General features: G+C 34.8%; 23 protein-coding genes. 17 read left to right on the top strand and 6 right to left on the bottom strand.

Annotated features, from left to right (window positions below):
- Positions 1-10 precede the first annotated feature (10 nt).
- The 17 genes from kdpC (at position 11) to H6W53_RS19435 (ending at position 13,224) form a co-directional block, all read left to right on the top strand.
- A complete protein-coding gene (kdpC, locus tag H6W53_RS19515) occupies positions 11-559 on the top strand; it encodes a K(+)-transporting ATPase subunit C (RefSeq protein ID WP_185209106.1) in 549 nt (182 codons plus the stop codon).
- An 11-nt stretch (positions 560-570) separates the two neighbouring features.
- Positions 571-1,656, top strand: a complete 1,086-nt coding sequence (locus tag H6W53_RS19510) for a porin (protein WP_185209104.1) — start codon at positions 571-573, stop codon at positions 1,654-1,656.
- A gap of 115 nt (positions 1,657-1,771) precedes the next feature.
- Positions 1,772-2,884 (top strand): sensor protein KdpD, encoded by a 1,113-nt coding sequence (locus H6W53_RS19505; RefSeq protein WP_185209102.1) that lies wholly within the window; start codon positions 1,772-1,774, stop codon positions 2,882-2,884.
- Between the two features lie 6 nt (positions 2,885-2,890).
- On the top strand, positions 2,891-4,606 hold the full coding sequence (locus H6W53_RS19500) for an ATP-binding protein (RefSeq protein ID WP_185209100.1): 1,716 nt from the start codon (positions 2,891-2,893) through the stop codon (positions 4,604-4,606).
- Positions 4,607-4,663: 57 nt separating this feature from the next.
- Positions 4,664-5,248: a hypothetical protein gene (locus tag H6W53_RS19495; protein ID WP_185209098.1), complete on the top strand. Its 585-nt coding sequence runs from the start codon at positions 4,664-4,666 to the stop codon at positions 5,246-5,248.
- Positions 5,249-5,262: 14 nt separating this feature from the next.
- A complete protein-coding gene (locus H6W53_RS19490) occupies positions 5,263-5,742 on the top strand; it encodes a hypothetical protein (RefSeq protein ID WP_185209095.1) in 480 nt (159 codons plus the stop codon).
- A 1-nt stretch (position 5,743) separates the two neighbouring features.
- Entirely contained in the window at positions 5,744-6,412 is a 669-nt protein-coding gene (locus tag H6W53_RS19485; protein WP_185209093.1) for a hypothetical protein, read from the top strand.
- Between the two features lie 202 nt (positions 6,413-6,614).
- Positions 6,615-7,910, top strand: a complete 1,296-nt coding sequence (locus tag H6W53_RS19480; protein WP_185209091.1) for a DUF389 domain-containing protein — start codon at positions 6,615-6,617, stop codon at positions 7,908-7,910.
- A gap of 26 nt (positions 7,911-7,936) precedes the next feature.
- Complete coding sequence (locus H6W53_RS19475) at positions 7,937-8,599, top strand: hypothetical protein (protein ID WP_185209089.1); 663 nt, start codon at positions 7,937-7,939, stop codon at positions 8,597-8,599.
- A gap of 131 nt (positions 8,600-8,730) precedes the next feature.
- Positions 8,731-9,045, top strand: a complete 315-nt coding sequence (locus tag H6W53_RS19470) for a hypothetical protein (RefSeq protein WP_185209087.1) — start codon at positions 8,731-8,733, stop codon at positions 9,043-9,045.
- 23 nt (positions 9,046-9,068) lie between these two features.
- Positions 9,069-9,224, top strand: coding sequence for a hypothetical protein (locus tag H6W53_RS19465; protein WP_185209085.1), 156 nt, complete (start codon positions 9,069-9,071; stop codon positions 9,222-9,224).
- Between the two features lies 1 nt (position 9,225).
- Positions 9,226-9,438: a hypothetical protein gene (locus tag H6W53_RS19460; RefSeq protein WP_185209083.1), complete on the top strand. Its 213-nt coding sequence runs from the start codon at positions 9,226-9,228 to the stop codon at positions 9,436-9,438.
- Entirely contained in the window at positions 9,435-9,791 is a 357-nt protein-coding gene (locus H6W53_RS19455) for a hypothetical protein (RefSeq protein ID WP_185209081.1), read from the top strand. The genes H6W53_RS19460 and H6W53_RS19455 overlap by 4 nt, the downstream gene beginning before the upstream one ends.
- A 58-nt stretch (positions 9,792-9,849) precedes the next feature.
- Entirely contained in the window at positions 9,850-10,245 is a 396-nt protein-coding gene (locus tag H6W53_RS19450; RefSeq protein ID WP_076392074.1) for an immunity 22 family protein, read from the top strand.
- Between the two features lie 36 nt (positions 10,246-10,281).
- Positions 10,282-11,016 (top strand): protein phosphatase 2C domain-containing protein, encoded by a 735-nt coding sequence (locus H6W53_RS19445; protein ID WP_185209079.1) that lies wholly within the window; start codon positions 10,282-10,284, stop codon positions 11,014-11,016.
- Positions 11,017-11,112: 96 nt separating this feature from the next.
- Positions 11,113-11,751 carry a hypothetical protein gene (locus H6W53_RS19440; protein WP_185209077.1) on the top strand — a complete coding sequence of 213 codons (639 nt, stop codon included), beginning with the start codon at positions 11,113-11,115 and terminating at the stop codon, positions 11,749-11,751.
- A 228-nt stretch (positions 11,752-11,979) separates the two neighbouring features.
- Complete coding sequence (locus H6W53_RS19435) at positions 11,980-13,224, top strand: hypothetical protein (RefSeq protein ID WP_185209075.1); 1,245 nt, start codon at positions 11,980-11,982, stop codon at positions 13,222-13,224.
- A gap of 8 nt (positions 13,225-13,232) precedes the next feature.
- Here H6W53_RS19435 and H6W53_RS19430 read toward each other — a convergent pair whose 3' ends face one another.
- The 6 genes from H6W53_RS19430 to H6W53_RS19405 all read right to left on the bottom strand — a co-directional run bounded on the left by H6W53_RS19430 (position 13,233) and on the right by H6W53_RS19405 (position 21,597).
- Positions 13,233-14,207 carry a hypothetical protein gene (locus tag H6W53_RS19430; protein WP_185209072.1) on the bottom strand — a complete coding sequence of 325 codons (975 nt, stop codon included), beginning with the start codon at positions 14,205-14,207 and terminating at the stop codon, positions 13,233-13,235.
- Between the two features lie 162 nt (positions 14,208-14,369).
- Positions 14,370-17,207, bottom strand: coding sequence for a DNA polymerase I (gene polA / locus H6W53_RS19425; RefSeq protein WP_185209070.1), 2,838 nt, complete (start codon positions 17,205-17,207; stop codon positions 14,370-14,372).
- 619 nt (positions 17,208-17,826) lie between these two features.
- Positions 17,827-18,177: an immunity 51 family protein gene (locus tag H6W53_RS19420; RefSeq protein ID WP_076392061.1), complete on the bottom strand. Its 351-nt coding sequence runs from the start codon at positions 18,175-18,177 to the stop codon at positions 17,827-17,829.
- A 169-nt stretch (positions 18,178-18,346) separates the two neighbouring features.
- Complete coding sequence (locus H6W53_RS19415; protein WP_116099377.1) at positions 18,347-18,847, bottom strand: hypothetical protein; 501 nt, start codon at positions 18,845-18,847, stop codon at positions 18,347-18,349.
- 6 nt (positions 18,848-18,853) lie between these two features.
- The gene (locus H6W53_RS19410) at positions 18,854-20,473 is read right to left on the bottom strand and encodes a hypothetical protein (protein ID WP_087712157.1); all 1,620 of its coding nucleotides are present in this window, start codon (positions 20,471-20,473) and stop codon (positions 18,854-18,856) included.
- A 233-nt stretch (positions 20,474-20,706) separates the two neighbouring features.
- Complete coding sequence (locus H6W53_RS19405; protein ID WP_185209067.1) at positions 20,707-21,597, bottom strand: hypothetical protein; 891 nt, start codon at positions 21,595-21,597, stop codon at positions 20,707-20,709.

The following is a 21,597-nucleotide window of genomic DNA, read 5'->3' as shown; positions in this document are numbered from 1 at the left end:
TTTAATTCAAATGAAAAATCATATTTTATCAGCATCCAGACTTACATTGGTGATGCTTGTAATTGTCGGAATATATTTAGGAATTGTTTACGCAGGTTCTAAAGTTTTACCGACTCAGGGAAATGCAGAAATTATTAATTTTAAAGGACAGAAATTTTACGCCAATATCGGACAGAATTTTACGTCTCCGAAGTATTTTCACGGTCGTCCTTCTGCGGTAGATTACAATGCAGCAGGAAGTGCGGGAAGCAATAAAGGACCAAGCAACGAAGAATATCTTCAGACCGTACAGAAAAGAATTGACACTTTAAAAATGATGAATCCCGAAATGCAGAATGCAAAAGTGCCTGTAGAACTGGTAACGGCAAGCGGAAGCGGACTAGATCCGGACATTTCTCCGGAAGGCGCGCTTTATCAGGTTAAAAGAGTGGCAAAAAACAGAAATATCAGTTCAGAAAAACTGGAACAACTTATCAAAAATCAAACAGAAACATCTATTTTCGGTCCGTCAAAAGTAAATGTATTGAAACTTAACATTGCTCTGGATCAGCTTAAATAAAGTAAAATTTTATGAAAAAATATATTGCGGCATTCTTACTTGCAGGATTTTTCTTACCGAAGGCACAAAACACAGACTCTGCAAAAACCGATGCCAAGCTGAAAATCTCTGCTTATGCTGAACTTTTTTACACCTATGATTTCAATGAACCTTCCGGAGGAAACCGCCAGAACTTTTTGTACAGCTACAACAGGCACAATGAAGTTAACCTTAATTTAGGCTTCATCAAAGCCAACTATGAAAACGACAGGATGCGCGCCAATCTCGCTCTGATGGCGGGAACTTATGCACAGGATAATCTGGCTGCGGAACAGGACGCTCTGAAATATGTAAATGAAGCGAATATCGGAATTAAAATTTCCAAAACAAAAAATCTGTGGATTGATGCAGGAATTATGCCGTCGCACATTGGCTGGGAAAGCGCAATCGGGAAAGATAACGTTAATCTTACCAGAAGTCTCGCGGCAGAAAATTCTCCCTATTTCGAAACCGGAGCCAAAGTTTCTTACACTTCGGATAACGGAAAATGGTTTCTGAGCGGTCTTGTTTTAAACGGATGGCAGAGAATTGCAAAAGCTGAAGGAAATAAAAGTCTTTCTTTCGGGCATCAGATTACTTTTAAACCCAACGATAAGATTACACTGAACAGCAGTTCATTCATAGGAAACGATAAACCGCAGGATGATAAAAGAATGCGTTACTTCCATGATCTGTACGGAAATTTTCAGTTGACAGATCATTTTTCAACGACGTTAGGTTTTGATATCGGAGCCGAACAGAAAGAAAAAGGAAGTGAAAGCTACAACCTTTGGTATTCTCCAAATGTATTGATGAAGTATCAGTTTGACGATCAGTGGAGTCTTGCGGGACGTGTGGAATATTTCAGCGACAAAAACGGGGTTATCATCGCTACGGAAACGCCTAATGGATTTCAGACTTTCGGATATTCTCTGAATGTCGATTATCAGATCCTGAAAAACGTGGTTTTCCGTACGGAAGCGAGAGGATTTTCTTCTAAAGATGCCATTTTTGTAAAAAATGACAATTTAAGACAGGGAAATTTTTTCATCACCACCAGTTTAGCTGCCTGGTTTTAAGAGAAATTATTAAGTCTAAAGCAGGAAACCTCACAGGTTTTAAAAACCTGTGAGGTTTGTAATGACTTTGATAACGATGATAATCCTTTAAAATAAAATTAAAACAATAAAAGCCATGTCTTCTTTAGCAAAAGATTTTTTAGAACTCATCCAGAAATCCAGAAAAGGGAAATTTAAAATCTACATCGGAATGAGCGCGGGTGTAGGAAAAACCTTCCGTATGCTTCAGGAAGCGCATGCTCTTTTGCGAAACGGAATTGACGTAAAAATTGGCTACATTGAAACCCACGGAAGAGAAGAAACTGTCGCTTTAACAGACGGAATCCCAGAAATACCGAGACGGTCTTCTTTTTATAAAGGTAAAAATCTGGAAGAAATGGATCTTCAGGCCATCATTAATACGCATCCCGAAGTTGTTTTGGTGGACGAACTGGCTCACACGAACATTGAAGGTTCCAAAAATAAAAAAAGATGGCAGGATGTTCTGGAAATTCTGGATAATGGAATCAACGTCATCAGTGCGATGAATATTCAGCATATTGAAAGTCTGAATGAAGAAGTAAAAAAGATCACCGGAATAGAAGTCTCGGAACGGGTTCCCGATAAAATTCTGGCTTTGGCGGATGAGGTGGTCAACATCGATTTAACCGCCGATGAACTTCTTACGCGCCTGAAAGAAGGAAAAATTTACAAAAAAGAGAAAATCCAGACGGCTTTAAGCAATTTTTTTCAGAGCGGACATATTTTGCAGCTTCGGGAACTGGCTTTAAAAGAAGTGGCAACCCATGTTGAAAGAAAGGTAGAAACGGAGATCAAAACCGAGAATTTTAAACCCATAAAATTTCTTGCCTGCATCAGCAGCAACGAGAAAATAGCCAAAAATATCATCCGGAAAACGGCAAGACTGGCAAGTTATTACAACAGTCCGTGGACCGTTCTTTACATTCAGAAACCTTCAGAGAATCCTGAAAAAATTGCACTGAACAAGCAGCGATTTCTGATTAATAATTTTAATTTAGCTCAGGAATTGGGAGCCAAAGTGATCCGGCAGAAGGAAAGCAGTATTCATAAAGGAATTCTGGACTATGTGATTGCGCATAACATCACCACCGTTTGCATCGGAAAACCACACGCTCATCTTCTGCAGAGAATTTTCGGCTATAGCTGGATTTACACTTTAATGAACCGACTGAATGAAAGACAGATCGACATTATTATTTTATCTTAGAATGCAATGAAACTAAAAACGAAACTCACCCTCGGAGTAGGTCTTTTATTTGTGCTGATTGTTTTGCTATCGGTTATCGGGTCTTTTTATATCAATAAACTGAAATCTGACACAGAAAAAATTCTTATCGCCAATTACAACAGTCTGGAATTTTCCCAGAATATGCTTCTCGCACTGGATAAAATGAAAACCGACAGCGCAGTTGCCATTAAAGATTTTAAGAAAAATAATCTTCTTCAGGAAAGAAATTTAACGGAATTCGGTGAGAAAGAAGCTACCCAGAATCTTAATCTTCATTTCAACAGCTACATCCATGATCCTTCACCGGAAAAGGAAAAGCTGATTCGTGAAGATCTGGTAAAAATCATGTCTCTGAATATGAAAGGAATTGAGCGAAAAAGCGATATTGCGATCATTACGGCAGAAAATGCGACGTTTTGGATCGCCTGTCTCGGAACAATCTGCTTTTTAATTGCGATCACGTTAGTTTTTAATCTTCCTCAGACGATTGCGGAACCCATCAGTCAGCTTACGTTCAGCATCCGTCAGATCGCGAATAAAAATTATAACGAAAGGGTTCATTTCAGGGGAAGTGAAGAGTTTAATGATCTTGCGAATTCTTTCAATATCATGGCAGAAAAGCTTCAGGAATATGAAAGCAGTACTTTGTCTGAACAGCTTATGGATAAAAAACGGATTGAAACGTTAGTGAATAATATGCACGATGCTGTAATCGGTCTGGACGAAAATCATTTTATTTATATGATTAATGATGAGGCTCTTAAAATCACGAATCTCAATAAAGATGAAATTATCGGGAAAACGGTTCATGAAGTAGCTGTAAACAATGATCTGATAAGAGAACTTCTGAAAAATATCAATCATCCGCAGAAAGATCCTATTAAAATTGTAACCGACAATAAGGAAAATTATTTTGAGCAGGATGTAATCCCGATCAATATTACAAAAACAGGAGAAAAGGAAAAAAAATACATCGGAAAGGTTATTCTGCTGAGAAACATAACTCCTTTCAAAGAACTGGATTTTGCAAAAACCAACTTTATCGCAACCATTTCGCACGAATTAAAAACGCCAATTTCTGCCATAAAAATGGGCGTTCAGCTTTTGGAAAATCAAAAATTCGGGGAACTGAATGATCAGCAGAAAGAATTATTAAAAAGCATTAATGAAGACGGACAAAGGCTGCTTGATATTACGGGAGAACTGCTGAATTTATCCCAGGTGGAAACCGGAAATATCCGCCTGAATATCGAAAGCTGTGCTCCAAAAGAAATGGTACAGACTGCTGTAAAAAATGTGGAAAAACTGGCGGAACAGAAAAACATTTCGATCCAGACGCAGTTTCTGACGGATGAAAAGGACTTTGTTTTGGCTGATTTTGATAAAACTGTCTGGGTAATGAATAATTTTCTAAGCAATGCGATTAAACATTCTTTTCAGGATGAAAATATCCTGATTTTGGTTGAAAAAGAACATTCGGGAATTAAATTCAGCATTACCGATACCGGAAAAGGGATTGAAGAAAAGTACCAACGACAGATTTTCGACCGCTATTTTCAGGTTCCGGGAGAACATCAGAACGGAACAGGTCTAGGACTCGCAATTTCTAAAAATTTCATTGAGAAACAAAATGGAGAAATCGGCGTTAAAAGCTCTTTAAATCAGGGAAGTACTTTTTATTTTGTGTTGCCCATCGCCTAAAAACGGAACTTTACAGATAAGTTTTATACATTTGAACTTTTAAAATTTAGTATAACCATGAAAAGCTTTTTCTACATTCTGTTCTCTATTGTTATATATTCTAATCTATATGCTCAAAATTCAGGTTCTATGTTTTACAGTCCCGAATTTAAATGGAAAATTCAGATTCCGGAAGGTTTTGAAAAAGTAGATCATGAAGAATGGGCAAGATTTCAAGGAAAAGGAGAACAGGCTTTAGAAAAAACTGCTGGACAAGACGTTATTAATCAAAGTAAAACGATATTTGTCGTAAAATCCGGAAATTTTAATTATCTGGAAACTAATTATCAGCCTTTTGATACCAAAACAGATGGCAGTTATGAAGAAGCTAATGCATTTATAAATGATATTGTTTATAAATCTTTCAAAGAAAATATGCCAAATGCAAAGGTTACCAACACAAGAACCAAAGAAAAGATAAACAACCTTCTTTTTTACAAAAATACTTTCGAAATAGCATTGCCTAACGGAATATCTATGAAAATGTTAATGTTCAGCAGGCTTTTCGGTAAAAAAGATTTTTCTGTAAATATTATGTTCATGGATCCTGAAAAGGGAGACGAAATGCTTACCGCATGGAAAAATTCTATATTTAGTAATTAATTTTTTATCTGAAAATGCCTGAAGTTCCTATCTATTACTTCTTTATAGCCACAATCTGTTCTGCAATCATTGTCGGTATTTATTATTTCATTCAGAAGAAAAATACCATTAAAAATTACAGACAGGAAAATTCAATTGAACTTAAAAATATTAGCGGAACAATAATTACAGACAAAGGCTTTCTCAGTTGGGGAATGGAATTGGGTACATTTGATCTGTTGATTAACGATAATTCAATTTTTTTATTTCTGAAAAGTTTCGGTTTTATTCCGGGACGGACTACGAATTTATTTTTTTCAAATTCCAACAGAAAAAATACAAAAAGAGGTGTTTTGCTCAGAGAATATAAAATTGATCCAAAAAGTGTTAAATTCGTTTATTATCCTGATCATCTGATGAACAGAAGCTGCCAAATTATACTGAAAAATCTTTCTGAAGAACAGCTTTCCATTTTAGAAAAAAAATTAGAAGGCAAAAGCCGCAGAATGTATTAATATGAAAATAGAACTTATACCCGTTATTGAAGTCTCAAATTACGATGAGGATCTGGAAATGCCTTCCGGTTCGTCTTTAGAATTTTCGGATGAGTGGGAAAAATATAAAATTTCTGCTAACGCAAAGGCGGGTTTTTCCGAAAGTTTCAAAGCTTATTTTAAAAGTTCATCTTTTTACAGAATAACTGAAATTTCTGATGCAGATCTGTTGAAAATTATTCATCGAGAAATAGAAATTCAGCAGACTGAAGAAAATCGCGGAATTGATGACTTGGTGTGTTCCATGGATGGCGGTTACATTTTAAAGATTAATGATGTTGACACCTATTTTCCACAATGTTGTGGAAGGCTTAAACACATTACTGAATGGGAAGATCTTGTTTCCGACGAAGGGAATCATTGTTTTTATACAGGACATCCCTCTCCGAAAGTTGAAATACAGGAACATAAGATCATTTTCGATTTTTTACATTCGATGCCTCAGGAAAGTTATGCTTATCCTTTTTCGGAGGATCAAATTGAAGTAGATAAAGAATCATTAAGAACAGCAATTGAAAATGTAAAAAAAGAACTTCAAGATTTTGCTGAGCAGCTCATTAGAATTAATAAAAAAGAAAACTTGAATATTCCTGAAATTGATAAGATCTTAATTTATGGAATTGATGATTAATGACAAATCTGATTTTCAGATTCATGAAAAAAAACTCCCAATCTCTTCTTGTTATACTTCAGTAAGTACTCAGGAATATTATTAAATTATATGAAATTATGTATATTTGCTAAAGGCGGAATGAAAACAGTACTCATTCCGCCTTTAATTTAATTCGGCAATTCACAGGTTGAATTTAAGTCTCTTAAATACACTTTCTGATATGAAAAATACTATTTCTGATTTCTTAAACCTTCATACAGGGGAGGAAAATCCTAAACTGGTTCTTGAAAATGTAACGAATAATATATCCTTCAGAGGATCAAACCTGTGGATTTTAGCCTGTGCCATTTTAATTGCTTCGGTAGGATTAAATGTAAATTCTACTGCGGTAATTATCGGTGCTATGTTGATTTCGCCTTTAATGGGTCCTATTGTAGGAGCTGGTTTTGCTTTGGCAACCTTTAACTTCGGATTGTTGAAAAAATCATTAAAAAATCTTCTGATCGCTACTTTTGTAAGCCTTGCTGTTTCCGCAATTTATTTTTATTTAAGTCCGTTTAAAGAGGTACAGTCAGAACTTCTCGCAAGAACGGCTCCAACTATATATGATGTTTTAATTGCATTTTTCGGGGGAATAGTGGGTGCGATTTCTATTACAAGAGTTGAAAAAGGAAATCCTATTCCGGGAGTTGCCATTGCGACTGCTTTAATGCCTCCACTTTGTACGGTGGGTTTCGGAATTGCTACAGGAAATTTTTCGTTTGTGGCGGGAGCATTTTATCTTTATACTATTAATTGCTTTTTCATCTGTATTTCAACTTTTTTAATCATTAAATTACTGAAATATCAGGCAGTGCAAACCGCAGATAAAACTGTTGAAAAAAGAATCCGCTACGGAATTTCTATTTTAATCGTAGTTATGATTGTTCCAAGCTGTTATCTTGCTTATAATTTACTGAACGAAAAAAAATATTCTCAGAATGTGGAGAAGTTTATTAACAGTGAATTTTCTAAGAACGGATATACGGTTATTTATAAAAAGGTAGATTATCATTCTAATCCGAAATCTATTGAACTGGCATTTTTAACCAAAAAGTTTGACAGTGCGGAAATTAAAAAGCTCAATAACTCGCTCAAGGACTTCGGAATCAGCAATACCAAGCTGAGTATCAAACAGAATACCTCCGATTTGAAGTCGGAAATCCTCAATGAAATCAATCTTCAGAAAACCACTTTTTCAGAAAAAGATCTGCAAATTAAGGAGCTGAAAAATGAACTGAGTGAATATAAAATGGATAATCCTGAATTAAATAAAGAAATCCAGATTCTTTTTCCTGAAGTAAAAGAGTTTGCTGTCGGAAGACTTCAAAATTTTTATACCAAGGATTCATTAAGCGTAGAAACTGCCTTTTTGTATAAGACCGATGCAAAAATAGACGAAGATAAACTAAAAGCCTGGCTGCAAAATAAGCTGAAAGTGAATAAGGTTATTTTGATGAATACAAGCGAAAAATAGACTATTTTTAACTGTTAATACAAGAGATGAAAAATAATATTGCTTTACAGTTAGTCGAAATTTGTAAAAAGCACCATCTTAAAGAAAAAGCATTCGATAGCTTTGAAAAATTATTTCATATAGAAAATGAAAATGACCCTGATTTTCTTAAAGGTTACAAGAAAGAGGAAATGAAGATCTTTTTTGGAGGACATCAATTTAATATTCACCATCATTTTTGTACAAGTACCATTAATACCAAAATAATTTTTTACGATTCAGCGGATGTTGAAGCTGGTTATTGGGATCCAGTAGGTTACTATATTTTAGAAGCCGATTTTGAAGGAGAAATCACAGACGATTATTTTGTAATAGAAAGAGAAAAACAAATTGGCGGAATTGATATTATTAAAGAGTTTTCTTATGTATTCGCCGATCTTCCAACAGATTATCTGAAAAGAAATCACCTTCAGTATAATTTTGTTTCTTACCTCTCTTTAGTAGGAACTTTATTTACAAGTAAAAATTATGAAGGTTCAGGACGTTTCATTCATCGCGCATATTTTAATCTTAAAGAAACCGGTGAAGAGCATTTTGAAAAGGAATTTCTCAAAAAGTCAAAGAGATTCTTGAAAATGATGAAAAAATATTTAATTCATGAGAATTTGATTTCCGAAAAGCTACAATCAGACTTTCAGAAACTTGACTAATAATAATTACACACTTGAATTAAATACTGATATTCCCTTTCAATATGCCGGAAACTTTAATCTTTTTTACCGCTTTACTGGCAATTTCAAATTTCCACTATTTCCTCTTTTTCAGGAGGGAAAATAAGCAGATGAAGCTGAAAATATATTTAACGGTACTTTTCATGATTACCATTCTGGCAAGTTTATACATCATTATCATTACTCCCCATTTCTTTGAATATAAAGGTTTAAAAAACTGCTTGTTTTTAGCAATGATTAACTTTGCTGTTCCCGGATATTTTTTAATGCTTTTCGGAATCAACAGCCTCTTGGAAAACATTCCGATTATTCGAGGCTATTTTACTTTCAATGTTATATTTGGTATTTTATTTCTTAGTTCGACGTTGTTGTATTATTTTTTAACGATGTTGATGATGATGATTTTCACTTTAGATAATGCTTAAATTTACTTTCAGATAAAGAACAAATGACTACTCGCCTTTTATTTATTCCCATACTTTTAACGCTTACATTCTGTGCTAAAAAAGAAACTGTTTTTACTGAGAAATTCAATGTTGGTGAAATAGGTTTTGAATATTCGTCTGACTGGAAATTTACCAAACTACAAGGAATCGATTCTTAAATTGCTTACCTTTCAAAAAGATGAAGATACCATCTGGATAGAATACGGATCTTATAATCCGAAGATATACAAAGAACCTTTGAAAGATCATATTTTCATGCAAATTCCAATTGACGGTACAGAAGCTCTTTTTGAAACTTCACGAAATAATTACGGAGGTTTCGCTTCGGTTTATATTCCCATAACAGATTCTGCGCAGGGTTTTTATACATGAGAAATAAAAATGGAGATATTCAGCAGGTTTTAGATATTTTTAAAACATTAAAGCTGAACAATTCTGCCCGAAAGAAGCCATTAATTATTGAGATGGAAAATTTTAAGACTAAAAGTTCCCCTCCCGGAATTGTTTTCTACGAGAATAACTGTTTGAACTGTCATTCAGAATACCGTTACATAATTGCTCCGGCTCTCGATAAAAAGTTTGTGAAATCGAAAGGAAAAGTGTGGTTTGAACACTATTTATACTCAGAAAAAAAAATTTCACGGGATGAATTTCAGACACGTTGTACCCAAATTCCCAAAAAAGATTCTGCCATTGCTAACGAAATACTTAAATATCTGTTTTAAAAATCTCCAAATATTATTTTACCTTTGATCTTTATTACGTTTAAAATTAGAAAAGCAAATGACTACAGACACATTAGACTTTTGGGTAGGAAATTTCAAAAGCGAGGAAGATTTTTATGAATTTGTGGAAGAAGATGAAAATTTTTATCTGGAAGAAGATTCTGATGATGTTTTTATTTCAAAATTTGCAGAATCTCAGGACACCATCTGGCTGGATCACGATTTTGTAGAATACGGCTATGAAAACGGAAACGGAACCATTTACGAAAAATTTGCAGACTATTCTTTTGCCGAACAGTGGCTCCCGATTTTAATCAACAGGCTCAACGAACTGAATCTTGATTTTGATATCAATTCCATTATTTTCCTGAATAAGCAGATTCCGAAACCGACTTCCGTAGAAACAGATTTTTTCTCTTTGGTTTACATCGGAGGAATTGAATATTCTGCGTAAAATATTTAAAAACTTATAACCTTTTTCAAATTATTAATGAACATTTATTCTGTTCTTCAGATTGGCGATTACCACATTAATCATTGCGAAGATTTTCTCATCACAAAGAAAATAGGTAGCAATAAGATTCTTTGTGCTGTAATGGATGGATGTTCAACTGCTATGGAAAGTCAGTTTGCTTCCGCACTATTTGGGAAAATTCTGCGTAAAATTTGCATTGAAAAAGGTTATAAAGAATTATACGAACCGGATAAAAATTCTGATCCCGAAGAAGATTTAAAAGCTGTTTTAAAAGATTTGTTTAAAGAACTTACAACAGTTAAAAATCATTTGATGCTCGACGAAAAAGAGCTTCTTACAACATTGATTGTTCTTCTTTACAACTCCAAAAAAGACGAAGGAATTATCATGTGCATCGGAGATGGTTTTATTTCCGTAAATGGAAAAGCCACAGAATTTGAAAGGGACTACAAACCGGATTATCTGGCGTATCATTTGAAAGAAGATTTCGAAGAATGGTACGGCAATCAGACTCAGAAAATACGATTCACTAAGCTTAAAGATGTTTCTATTGCTACAGACGGAATTTCATCTTTCACCCCAAATAAAAAGACAAATCACAACGAAAAAATCAATCCAACAGACTATCTTCTCTATGATAAAAACAATGTTGAATCTGAAGAAATGCTTTCCCTGAAATTAAAAAAAATTGAACATCATTACGGAATGAAACCGACTGATGATCTTGTCATCATAAGAATTATAAAGTAAATTTTATTTTCAATATAATAGATTAAGTTTTTGTTTTTATCATGTTGATGAGCAGAAATAATTTTCCTTACATTTGCTTTATCATAACTTAATAAGATGATTTCTAAAAAGTTACTTCGCATCAATATAGCTGTTTTATCCCTGCTTATCGTTGTTCATACTTTAGGAAATTATCTTATTCTTTATCCGATGAAGTTTGATTTCCTGACCGTTATTTCGGAAAGTCAGCCGCATTATCTTCTTTTTATTATTGCTTTTTTTATTCTTATTTCATGGTTAATAAGCCATGTCAGAATTAAGAATTTAAGCCCTAAAAACAGATTTCTTCTGGCTTTCACCATTTTGTGCGGAATAATGCTTTTATGGATAGGTTATTATAATTTAAGCACTTTCTTTAATACCCGAAAAGTAATTACAAAAATTGAGAATGAATACATTCAACAGGCAAAAGAAGATATTAAAAATGATCAGGTTACTTTTAGATTTACCGGAGGATTTGAATTACCAAAAAATGACCGTAAAATGGATGTAAAAATTGACAGCATTCAAAAAAAGTATGGAATTAAAAGTGAAAATACAGGTTGTACCATAGACGAAATTGATAGTAAAGCTCAGGAAAAATATATCGAAACAGTAAAGCCGTACTTAGAAAAAAGGAATGGAAAAGGCTGGGAAAGTAAAATGCAGAATGAAATCAACAAACTGAAATTAACCGAATTATCTACTCAAAAATAATTTTCATTAATAATCTAGTTTCTAAGAAAAAAATTGCTAAATTTAAAACAAACTAACAATCAGCTATTTAAATTGATTTTAATAACCTTAAAAACTATAAACATGAAATTATCTCAACATCAGTTATCTGAAAATTCAGGATAAATTATTTCTTTTTTATCGTCATTCAGTATGGATTTTTAATTCATCTTTTCATCTAATTTTTACTTCTTTAAAAAACGCTCAGCCATGAAAATAGGAATCTATATATCCGGATTGGGAATTTCAAAAAGTAACTCGGTTGAAAATTATGCAGAACGGTTAAAAAATGAAATCAATTTCAATACAAATGGTTACCAATACGAAACCAAAATCGAAAAAATCCATTACAGCAAAAGCAGGGAAAGTACTGTTGTAAGCATTTTCGAAAAAGAATCATCCGAAAATCCCGTTTACAAATTTTACGACTTCAAATACAACGAAATTCTCACCGAAGATTTTAAAGGCAGAACGCTTATTTACAAAAGTCTGTGGCTTTTCGCATTGGTTATCAGGAAATTTCCATTAATCATCAAACGGATTTTTATTCCCCAAAACTATTCAAGACCGGGACAGTTAATGTATGTATTTTCCATATTTTTGATTTTATCGCTTTCTTTGGTTCTGATGTTTCCCGCCGTTCTCGAAGCTACAGGTCAGTTTTTCTCAAAGGAAAGCGGAAAAATGACTGAACTCAGAAAACTGATTCCCGTCGGAGACCTGAAATATATTTCGATGAAAGGAATTTTTATTGATTTTCCCAATGGCTGTTCTTTTAATATCGACTTTCATTGGCTTTCAAGAATGATTGTATTATTCACAGCACTATTGGTATTGCTTGTTCCGAACGCAAATACCATTATCACAGATCTCGCCACCAATTTTGTCTGCGCCAACGATTATTTGCAGCATGGCTCAAAAAAACAACTGATTCAGGGAAATTTAGAACATCTTGTAGATTACATTACGGAAAACGAAAAAGGCTGTAAAATTCATTTTCACGCCTACAGTTTCGGAAGTGTTCTTGCGTTGGACTATGTCTTTCCCTACGGCATAAAAGCCTCTAAAAACGCTTTAGAATACTGCGAAGCCATCGTTACCATCGGAACGCCTTATGAATTTGTAAATTCTTATTATCCTGAATTTTACAACAACCGCCAAACCCAACCCGGAGATCAGCTTCAGTGGTTGAATGTGTATTCTGCAGCCGATGCTTTAGGTTCCAACTTCAGAAAAGACGGAATTGCCGGAGACTCTGAAATCTCTTTCAAAGGAGCTTCCAATAAGCCGTTTAATATCAACTATGAGGTTTATCCTATCGGAAAATTCAGCATTATTGATTTTATTATGCTCTACAGCATCAAAGTTCATGATATGTACTGGGACGAAAATACGGAAGGACAAAGCTGTCTTGGATTGGTTTATCAGGAAATGAAGGGGAAAGGTTTGATATAGAAAATCTATTATTTTACAGGTTCATAAAAATAAGGCGGTCGCACTCCCATTGACGGAACCACAAAAGATCCTTTATTCGAAAAATAAGTAAAAAACCCGTTTTCTTTGTTTGATTTATCAGGGTAGAAGATTAATTCTACAGATTTTATTTTATCAGAATCATTTTTAATTTCGCCAATCTCGAAATATTCAAATACAAAAGGATCATCCGGAAAATCATAATAAGTAATTTCCTTTTTATCAAAGTCGATATAAGCATTCTGATCTTTATCTCTGAATAATTTTTGGGTTTTAAAATAATTTTCGATAGCACTTTTATTATTAAACGGAATAAATACTGCCTTAGGATTTGCAAACAAATAATCACTTACCGATTCTGTACTTAATCCAAGAAGCGTAAGTTTTTTTCCTTCAAGTCTAAAATAAAAATGATAAGTCCCACCCTGATTTTTTGAAATTCCTATCGCAGAAAAATTACAGGATGTTTCAAGTTTTCTGTTTTCTTTAAAAAATGATTCTGAATGTGATGTATATGTATTATCAAAATCTCTTAAGGAAAAATCACCTTTATTTTGTTTAACGAAAAATCCTGTTTTAGAAAATTCAAAATCGCCTAAATAAATGGGAGAATCTGTAAAATTTACATTTTCAAAAACATCCTGATTAAACCAGTCAATTTCATCTTCTAAAGTAGAATTTATTCTCAGAATAGGATATGGACCGTCATGATAAAAAAGCATCATCCCTAAGTCAGCATCAATATATTTATCAATATTTTCAGTTTTATGAGAATTAAAATCTTTAACAAAATTTGTAAAAATAATAAGAGAATCTTCTTTTACATTTTCTTTTGTTTCCTTAGTAATTTTTTTCACTTCGAAGCCATTTTCATTATGTTCTTTTTCACGTAAATTAAAAAAGAAAACAGAAGAAATTACAATAATAAAAAATGCAGTAAGAATATATAGTTTTGTTTTTTTCACGGTTTGAGTTTTTTCTAAGACTTACATTTGAAACTAATTGTTTGAGAAAAAATGCTTCAACACACTCAACACGACATCTCTAATACTTACCACCTTATTTTAGCAGCTCATTCGTAGCGATGTCGTGCTGAGCTTGCCGAAGCATCTCAGAATTTTTTAATATTAATGCGCTTCCAGCCAGTTATTCCCTACTCCAACTTCAACCAATAGCGGAACCTGCGTTTCAACGGCGTTTTCCATTTCCATTTTAATGATGTTTTTGGCAACTTCCACCTCATCAATCGGGGCTTCAAAAATTAATTCGTCATGCACCTGAAGCAGCATTTTTGTCTGCAGTTTTTCCTTTTCCAGTTCTTTCTGAATTTTAATCATTGCCATTTTTACGACATCTGCCGCGCTTCCCTGAACAGGAGCATTCACCGCATTTCGTTCCGCGTGACCACGAACCACAAAATTATTGGAATTGATGTCTTTCAAATGACGTTTTCTGCCTAAAAGTGTTTCCACATAACCTACTTCACGGGCTTTTCTTACCTGTTCCGCCATGTATTCCTTCAGTTTCGGATAGGTTTCAAAATAGGCTTCGATCATTTGTTTGGCTTCTGTTCTTGAAAGTCCGGTCTGCTCTGCCAATGCAAAAGCGCCCTGTCCGTAAATGATTCCGAAGTTTACGGTTTTTGCCTGACTTCTCTGTGTTTTGGAAACTTCTTCCAACGGAATATTGAACAGTTTTGCCGCCGTAGAAGCGTGAATATCTTCCCCGTTCTGGAATGCTTTAATCATATTGTCTTCGCCGGAAATTTCGGCAATCAGACGCAGTTCGATCTGGGAATAATCGGCAGAAATAATTTTCTTTCCTTCTGCAGAAACAAACGCGCCACGAATTTGCTGACCTCTAAGAGTTCGGATCGGAATATTCTGCAAATTCGGGTTTACACTCGCCAAACGACCTGTTGCAGCCGTAGTTTGCGAAAAATTGGTATGGACACGGTTGTCTGTTTTTTCAATCTGTGACGGTAATGCATCAACGTAGGTTGATTTTAATTTCTGATAGGTTCTGTATTCCAGAATATGCTTGATAATTTCGTGTTTTGAAGACAGTTTTTGAAGGACATCTTCCGAAGTTGCATACTGTCCGGTTTTTGTCTTTTTCGCTTTCGGGTCGAGCTGCATTTTTTCAAATAAAATTTCACCCAACTGTTTTGGAGAATTCATGTTAAATTCTTCTCCTGAAATCTCAAATATTTTGGATTCGAGTTGTCTTAGATCATTCTCCAGATCAATACTTTCCTGAGCCAGCCATTTTTCGTCAAGAGAAATTCCCTCCAGTTCCATTTTTGCCAAAACTTCCATCAAAGGCATTTCTATACTGAAGAATAAGTCTTCTAAATTTTCTTTTTTAAGCTGTGGCGCAAACAATTCGTACAACTGGAAAGTTACATCTGCATCTTCTGCAGCGTAATCGGTCTGGGTTCGGAGATCCGCATCACGGAAACTGCCCTGTTTTTTTCCTTTTTTACCGATGATGGTTTCGATGGAAACAGGTTTGTAATTTAAATAAACTTCCGAAAGATAATCCATCCCGTGTCTTCCGTCCGGATTTAAAAGGTAATGCGCAATCATGGTATCAAACATGGCTCCTTTTACCGTAATATCGTATCTTTTAAGAATTTTATAATCGAATTTTAAGTTATGCGCTACTTTTACCAGATCTTCTTTCTCGAAAAACGGTCTGAAAATTTCCAGTGTCTGTAAAACTTCTCCCTGATCTTCGGATAAAGGAACATAATACGCCAATCCTTTTTTGTAGGAAAAACTCATCCCGACCAATTCGGCTTCCAGTTCATTAAGAGAGGTGGTTTCGGTATCGAAGCAGACTACTTTTTGTTTTAATAAATTATTGACTAAAATTTTCTGTGCTTTCGGATTATCTACAAACTGATAAAGGTGATCATTCTGCTCAATCGTCGATTTTGTGGATGTTGCCTGATCGAGATCTTCATAAGTGGCAAAAAGATCCAACTGTCCGACTGCCTGTGCAACTTTTTGCTGAGGAGTCGTTTCCGTAACGGTTACTTCCACTTCTGTAACTACATTTGGCGCTGCAGCCGGAGCAAAAGCACGGTAAAGATTTTCGTATAATCTACGGAATTCTATTTCTTCAAAAACTTCTTTTACTTTATCGAAATCAGGAGTTTCCAGATCGTACTCTTCCTGATGAAATTCTACAGGAGCATCGCAGATAATGGTCGCTAATTTTTTGGATAAAATTCCTCTTTCGGCTGAAGCTTCCACTTTTTCTTTCAGCTTTCCTTTAAGCTGATCTGTATTGGCTAAAAGATTTTCAATACTTCCGAATTCTTTCAGGAATTTCATGGCTGTTTTTTCACCAACGCCTTCCAGTCCGGGAATATTGTCGACTGCATCTCCCATCATCGCAAGGAAATCGATTACCTGTTTCGGATCTTCGATTTCGTATTTGGCTTTGACTTCTTCAACGCCTAAAATTTCAATGTCTCCGCCTTTAAGTCCCGGTTTATAAATTTTGATTTTGTCCGTTACAAGCTGTGCAAAATCTTTATCCGGCGTTACCATAAATGTGGTGTAGCCTTCTTTTTCTGCTTTGCAGGCAATGGTTCCGATTACATCATCTGCTTCATATCCCGGAACTCCCAAAATGGGAATGTGCATTGCCTCCAAAATCCTGTGAATGTATGGAATCGCATTTTTAATGGCTTCAGGCGTTTCGCTTCGGTTCGCTTTATAATCTGAGAAGTCTTCCGTTCTTATACTTGCCTCTCCTACATCAAAAACCACTGCCAAATGGGTTGGTTTTTCTCTTCTGATCAGTTCAATTAAAGAATTCGTAAATCCGAAGATAGCAGAAGTGTCCAGACCTTTGCTTGTAAGCCTCGGATTTCTGATTAATGCGTAATATCCTCTGAAAATCATCGCATAAGCATCGATGAGAAATAACCTTTTATCTTGTGTTGCGTCCATATTTTCCATAAGGAACAAAGATAAGAAATTACTTTTCTTTTTTCTTTTGTGTTGAATTAAAATAACGGTGCAAATTGTCATCTGAAAGAATCTAAATGCTTTTTTATTATAACATTTTCTTTTGTCTTGAAACAAAAGAAACAAAAATTCAAGACCGGAAAGCTGAATGCTAAAAATGAATCCTATGCTCTAAAAATTCTAAAACTCGCGCGAATGGTAAATTGGTTCTTCGGTTTAAAATTCTGTCGCGCTCAGACTTAACGTTCATCTGATTCATTTTCTTAACGCTTCAGCTTCCGAAGTCGATTTTCAGGCAATATGAGCTGTCATTCTGACGAATGAATACTAATCTTGCTGAAAATTTCAACGGTTCCTTTGTCCTAGCCTCGATTGCAGCATTTGTCTGAGCTCATTTCTTTAGTTTCGGCTGCGGCGGCAAAGCCGCCGCAGCCGAAACTAAAGAAATAGCGAGTGCGGAAAGCGAGAAACAGCTCCTTAAAATATTTTCATTCACAGGATAAGAAAGAACAGATTTTGGATCGAAATTGTTTAAACAGTTGGAATGTTAAAAATAAAAAAGACCTCAAATTGAGATCTTTTTGAATATTTTAGAGATAATTTAATCAATTTCGGCTTTTGAAAAGAGATCCTGAATCAGCATTTCGTCTTCGCAGGCTTTTTTGAATTCAGAAATAAATTCTTTCAGGCTTTCCGGATTGCTGGAATAGGCACAGAACATATCGGCTTCCGGATCGAATTTAATGTCGTCCGACAGGTTCGGTTTTTTCTCTTCTACAAAAACTTTTGCCAATGAAGTCCAGTCGTAACCGTTGCCTTCGAAACCTTCGTCTTTTCTCCATTCGAAAATTTCAGGTTTGTACGTTCCTGCGTTTAAACATACTGAATATGTTTTTTCTGAGGATACCCAAAAAAAGGGTTTAATAGCAGTCTCAAAATTGTAGGCTTCCATACTATTTTTATTAAAATTAATTGAATATTAAAGATAATAAATTTCTGAGCTCATTTATTTTTTATAACATTTATTAACTTTTGCCCTTTTTATTTTATGCTAAAAAATAAGACAGTTTCTTACGTTTCCTAAGATTAGTTAAAATCTAAAACATTACTATATAACTATTTTAGTTAATATTTAAATATGGATTCTCACTTTTGAACTCATAATTAAATAAATCTTCTTTGGAAAGCCTTAATAAATTTTGGAGATATTCCGGTAAATTTTCGCCATATTTCCCTGTATATGATTGGGTTTCTACAACTTCGCCATCAGAATTTTCCACAGATCTGATATAGTCATTATTGTAAACAATACTCGATATTACAACATCTCCTTCTTCATTAAATTCTTTGGAGACTCCAAAAATTACATTTCCTCTATTTTCATTGGTTTGTTCTAAAATTCCATTAGAATTATAAATATTTTCGATACCATTTTTATATCCGTTTTTATATTGGGCTTCAGACTCCAAAACACCATTAAACGTTACAAATATTTCACCAGTGAATGGTTCTTTAAATTCTTTGTCTAAAAAATAAACTGCATTTCCATTGATGTCATTTTTAGTGTAAAAACGATCATCAATATCTTCAAGTCTTAATTTTTTATTAAATAAATCCAACATATACTTTTAATTATGTCCGTGAGTATTAATTCCATCCGTTAAGAAACCACAATGTGGACATCTTACCTTCGGAGGAGGAGTTCCTCCATTATTTTTGATTGCATTATTTTGTAAATCTCTGTTATGGAGATCCATTTCTCTTATTGAATTTTCATCAACAGGCAATCCGGCTTCTCTTCTTGCTTTTAAAGCCTGATCATAAGCTCTCATTTCTGAGTGAGCGGCTAATCTGTTATCAGCAGTTTCGGGTGGTTTAATTTCACCGCTTTTAATTTTAGCTTCGTATTCCGCAACCTTTTGCTTTATAATAGGATCTGCTCCTCCAAGTTCCGGAGGATCTGTAAGCCATTTTTCATAAGCAGCCCTACCCGTTGCATTGGTTTTAAAATTCTGGCCAAAGAATGTTTTACCTGTTGCGGGATCATAAACTCCGGATAAACAAGGTCCTCTTTCTGAGGCACTTTGACTTCCTACAATCTCTTTTGCTTTTGCCTCCGTAGCTTCAACTAGTTTTTCCTGAGGAGTTTTAGGAGGGCTTTCGTAGGCATCTCCTTTTTTATTTTTATTAGAATTATTCTGTCCTTCGTCACCTTGTCCTTTACTTCTATTAGCACCTTCATCTTCAGGTGTCTGATTTCCTTCTTCTTTTGGTTGTCCTTCGTCTTTATTTGCTGTATTTCCGTCTTTATCTGTCGGCGTATTTCCATCTTTATCTCCTGCTGTATTCGGTTCTTCTACATGAGGAGTTGCCGGACCTTTAGCTCTAATGTTCAACAAATATAAGAAAAGAAGATAATCAGAAGGATGTGCCTGTCCGGTAAAAATACGTTGTCCCATTCCGATTTCCGGAACACCTCCATTTACCAACGCTGCTCCTGCGTCTCCGGCATCCTGAACATTTCCATACGCATGTTCATTTGCTAAAGAATTCAGTCCGAAAAGCGCTCTGCTTCCGCCCCAAATCCCGGTAAAACTTCCTGCAACATTCGATAGCACACTCGAAAATGTAGGCGCAGCAACGGCAAGTGAACCTCCCGCTAAACCAGAAACCAAAAATCCTCCCGCTCCGACTGCAGCTCCTCCCAAAGCACAACCTGCAAGTTGAGTAACATAATTAAACCCTCCCAAAGCCAGAGCATGAGTCCAGCTTTTGATTTCAGGGGCAAATTTTACAACACCGCCGATGGAACAAGTCATGGTTTTATCGCCAGTAATAGCAGGAGTTCCCGTTAGTAGAAGATTTCCTTTGCTGTCACTCCAAGTTCTTGCAGTAGCATTTTTCTGTCCGCATTTCAAAGCTCCGTCAACGGCAGCAACAATCCCTCCTGCAACTCCGGCTGCTGCTCCAATTGCCATCATTCCGATTAATCCGATGGCTGCAACACCGCCTGTTCCGACAATAAGAGCAACAACAACTACAACAGCAATTGCCGTTATCAGTGCCGCCAACAACATATTTTTGGTGCATCCGAAGTCTATCCAACTGCTTGTTGCAGTATCTGCAACGGTGATGTAGACATCTCCCGAACTTTTTTTATTACTTTTTCTGGTTCCCTGTAACTGAGCGGGCATTGCGCCACTGGAGCACATCCAGAAATCTTTCTCTGTGATAATTTTATTTCCCATATCATGTTTTTTTAAGTATTTGCTTTCTTGTATGGGTAGTTATTTTATTTCTTTTATTAATCAGTTGATGTTCTAAACCATAACCGATTCTTTTGATATAATCTTCCTGATTTTCGCGGTATTTTTTTTCAATTAAAATGAATAAACTTCGGGCAGAATTTTTACGATCCAATTTTAAATTAAATTCGATGTAGTAATTTTTTAATGAAAACCTTTTAACAAAAGATTTTATGCTAAGATTCTGCGGTAACGTGTTCATTAGACATTTTAAATTTTAATATTTCATCGCTGTAGAAAGTATATTTCAATTTGTTGTAAAGATTTTCGGGATCGGCAATTTCTTCTCTGTTTAAAGAAGCTTCGATGATTCTTCCCGTAGTCTGATCTACTCTGAAAATTCCTCTTTCGTTGAGTGAAGTATTGAGTTTTTTGGTATCGATCTGATTGGCAAATTGTACATAAGCTCTGTTGTAGAAACCAATATTCAACAAAACAGAGGGTTCTCCTGAAAGTTCAGCAATCATTTCATCAGATGACAATAAAGGATTGCTTACATTTTTAAGATTATAGCTCCAATGCACATTAGCAGAATTGAATAAATTCAACGTATTTTCCTTGTAACTTCCGGGGATTTTTCTCCCATAAATTTTATTGAAAAACATCAGAAAAAATTCATTATTCTGAATTCCTTCTATTAATTTTAATGGATTTTGAAAAATATTATCATTCAGGACAATTGCATTTTTTATATCCGGATTATTCTCTGCAATAGTTTCCATTTCGGCTTTTGTATGCTGCCATTTGGATCTAATGATCTCCATATTCAGCACTTCTGTTACTTTTCCTTCCGAATTTATTTTTAAATATAATTCGTTATATAATCTTGAAAAAGCGTTCGTTAGTGCCGCAATTTCTTTAATCAAAGGATTATTCGATTCCAATAAAATATGATCGAGCTGAATAATTTTAACCTCAACAAAATCCTCTTCGATTTTCAAAACACTGAAATCCCATCGCAATTGGGATTTTGAAGTCATGTGAACATTCACTGCCTTGATATCTGAATCGATCGTTAATGTATATTGTTCAGAAAATTTATCTTTTATTTTAAATAAGCTATCCAT

Origin of the sequence: Chryseobacterium sp. C3 (assembly GCF_014218905.1) — a bacterium.
In the GTDB taxonomy this organism is placed as follows: domain Bacteria; phylum Bacteroidota; class Bacteroidia; order Flavobacteriales; family Weeksellaceae; genus Chryseobacterium; species Chryseobacterium mucoviscidosis.
Note: the sequence above shows the minus strand (reverse complement) of the source record. Positions and strands in the feature narration are given on the sequence as shown.

What these genes read in the sequence shown, in the direction of transcription:
- kdpC (WP_185209106.1), top strand. Translation starts at nt 11, where the DNA reads ATGAAAAATCATATTTTATCAGCATCCAGACTTACATTGGTGATGCTT.
- H6W53_RS19510 (WP_185209104.1), top strand. Translation starts at nt 571, where the DNA reads ATGAAAAAATATATTGCGGCATTCTTACTTGCAGGATTTTTCTTACCG.
- H6W53_RS19505 (WP_185209102.1), top strand. Translation starts at nt 1,772, where the DNA reads ATGTCTTCTTTAGCAAAAGATTTTTTAGAACTCATCCAGAAATCCAGA.
- H6W53_RS19500 (WP_185209100.1), top strand. Translation starts at nt 2,891, where the DNA reads ATGAAACTAAAAACGAAACTCACCCTCGGAGTAGGTCTTTTATTTGTG.
- H6W53_RS19495 (WP_185209098.1), top strand. Translation starts at nt 4,664, where the DNA reads ATGAAAAGCTTTTTCTACATTCTGTTCTCTATTGTTATATATTCTAAT.
- H6W53_RS19490 (WP_185209095.1), top strand. Translation starts at nt 5,263, where the DNA reads ATGCCTGAAGTTCCTATCTATTACTTCTTTATAGCCACAATCTGTTCT.
- H6W53_RS19485 (WP_185209093.1), top strand. Translation starts at nt 5,744, where the DNA reads ATGAAAATAGAACTTATACCCGTTATTGAAGTCTCAAATTACGATGAG.
- H6W53_RS19480 (WP_185209091.1), top strand. Translation starts at nt 6,615, where the DNA reads ATGAAAAATACTATTTCTGATTTCTTAAACCTTCATACAGGGGAGGAA.
- H6W53_RS19475 (WP_185209089.1), top strand. Translation starts at nt 7,937, where the DNA reads ATGAAAAATAATATTGCTTTACAGTTAGTCGAAATTTGTAAAAAGCAC.
- H6W53_RS19470 (WP_185209087.1), top strand. Translation starts at nt 8,731, where the DNA reads ATGAAGCTGAAAATATATTTAACGGTACTTTTCATGATTACCATTCTG.
- H6W53_RS19465 (WP_185209085.1), top strand. Translation starts at nt 9,069, where the DNA reads ATGACTACTCGCCTTTTATTTATTCCCATACTTTTAACGCTTACATTC.
- H6W53_RS19455 (WP_185209081.1), top strand. Translation starts at nt 9,435, where the DNA reads ATGAGAAATAAAAATGGAGATATTCAGCAGGTTTTAGATATTTTTAAA.
- H6W53_RS19450 (WP_076392074.1), top strand. Translation starts at nt 9,850, where the DNA reads ATGACTACAGACACATTAGACTTTTGGGTAGGAAATTTCAAAAGCGAG.
- H6W53_RS19445 (WP_185209079.1), top strand. Translation starts at nt 10,282, where the DNA reads ATGAACATTTATTCTGTTCTTCAGATTGGCGATTACCACATTAATCAT.
- H6W53_RS19440 (WP_185209077.1), top strand. Translation starts at nt 11,113, where the DNA reads ATGATTTCTAAAAAGTTACTTCGCATCAATATAGCTGTTTTATCCCTG.
- H6W53_RS19435 (WP_185209075.1), top strand. Translation starts at nt 11,980, where the DNA reads ATGAAAATAGGAATCTATATATCCGGATTGGGAATTTCAAAAAGTAAC.
- polA (WP_185209070.1), bottom strand. Translation starts at nt 17,207, where the DNA reads ATGGACGCAACACAAGATAAAAGGTTATTTCTCATCGATGCTTATGCG.
- H6W53_RS19420 (WP_076392061.1), bottom strand. Translation starts at nt 18,177, where the DNA reads ATGGAAGCCTACAATTTTGAGACTGCTATTAAACCCTTTTTTTGGGTA.
- H6W53_RS19415 (WP_116099377.1), bottom strand. Translation starts at nt 18,847, where the DNA reads ATGTTGGATTTATTTAATAAAAAATTAAGACTTGAAGATATTGATGAT.
- H6W53_RS19410 (WP_087712157.1), bottom strand. Translation starts at nt 20,473, where the DNA reads ATGGGAAATAAAATTATCACAGAGAAAGATTTCTGGATGTGCTCCAGT.
- H6W53_RS19405 (WP_185209067.1), bottom strand. Translation starts at nt 21,597, where the DNA reads ATGGATAGCTTATTTAAAATAAAAGATAAATTTTCTGAACAATATACA.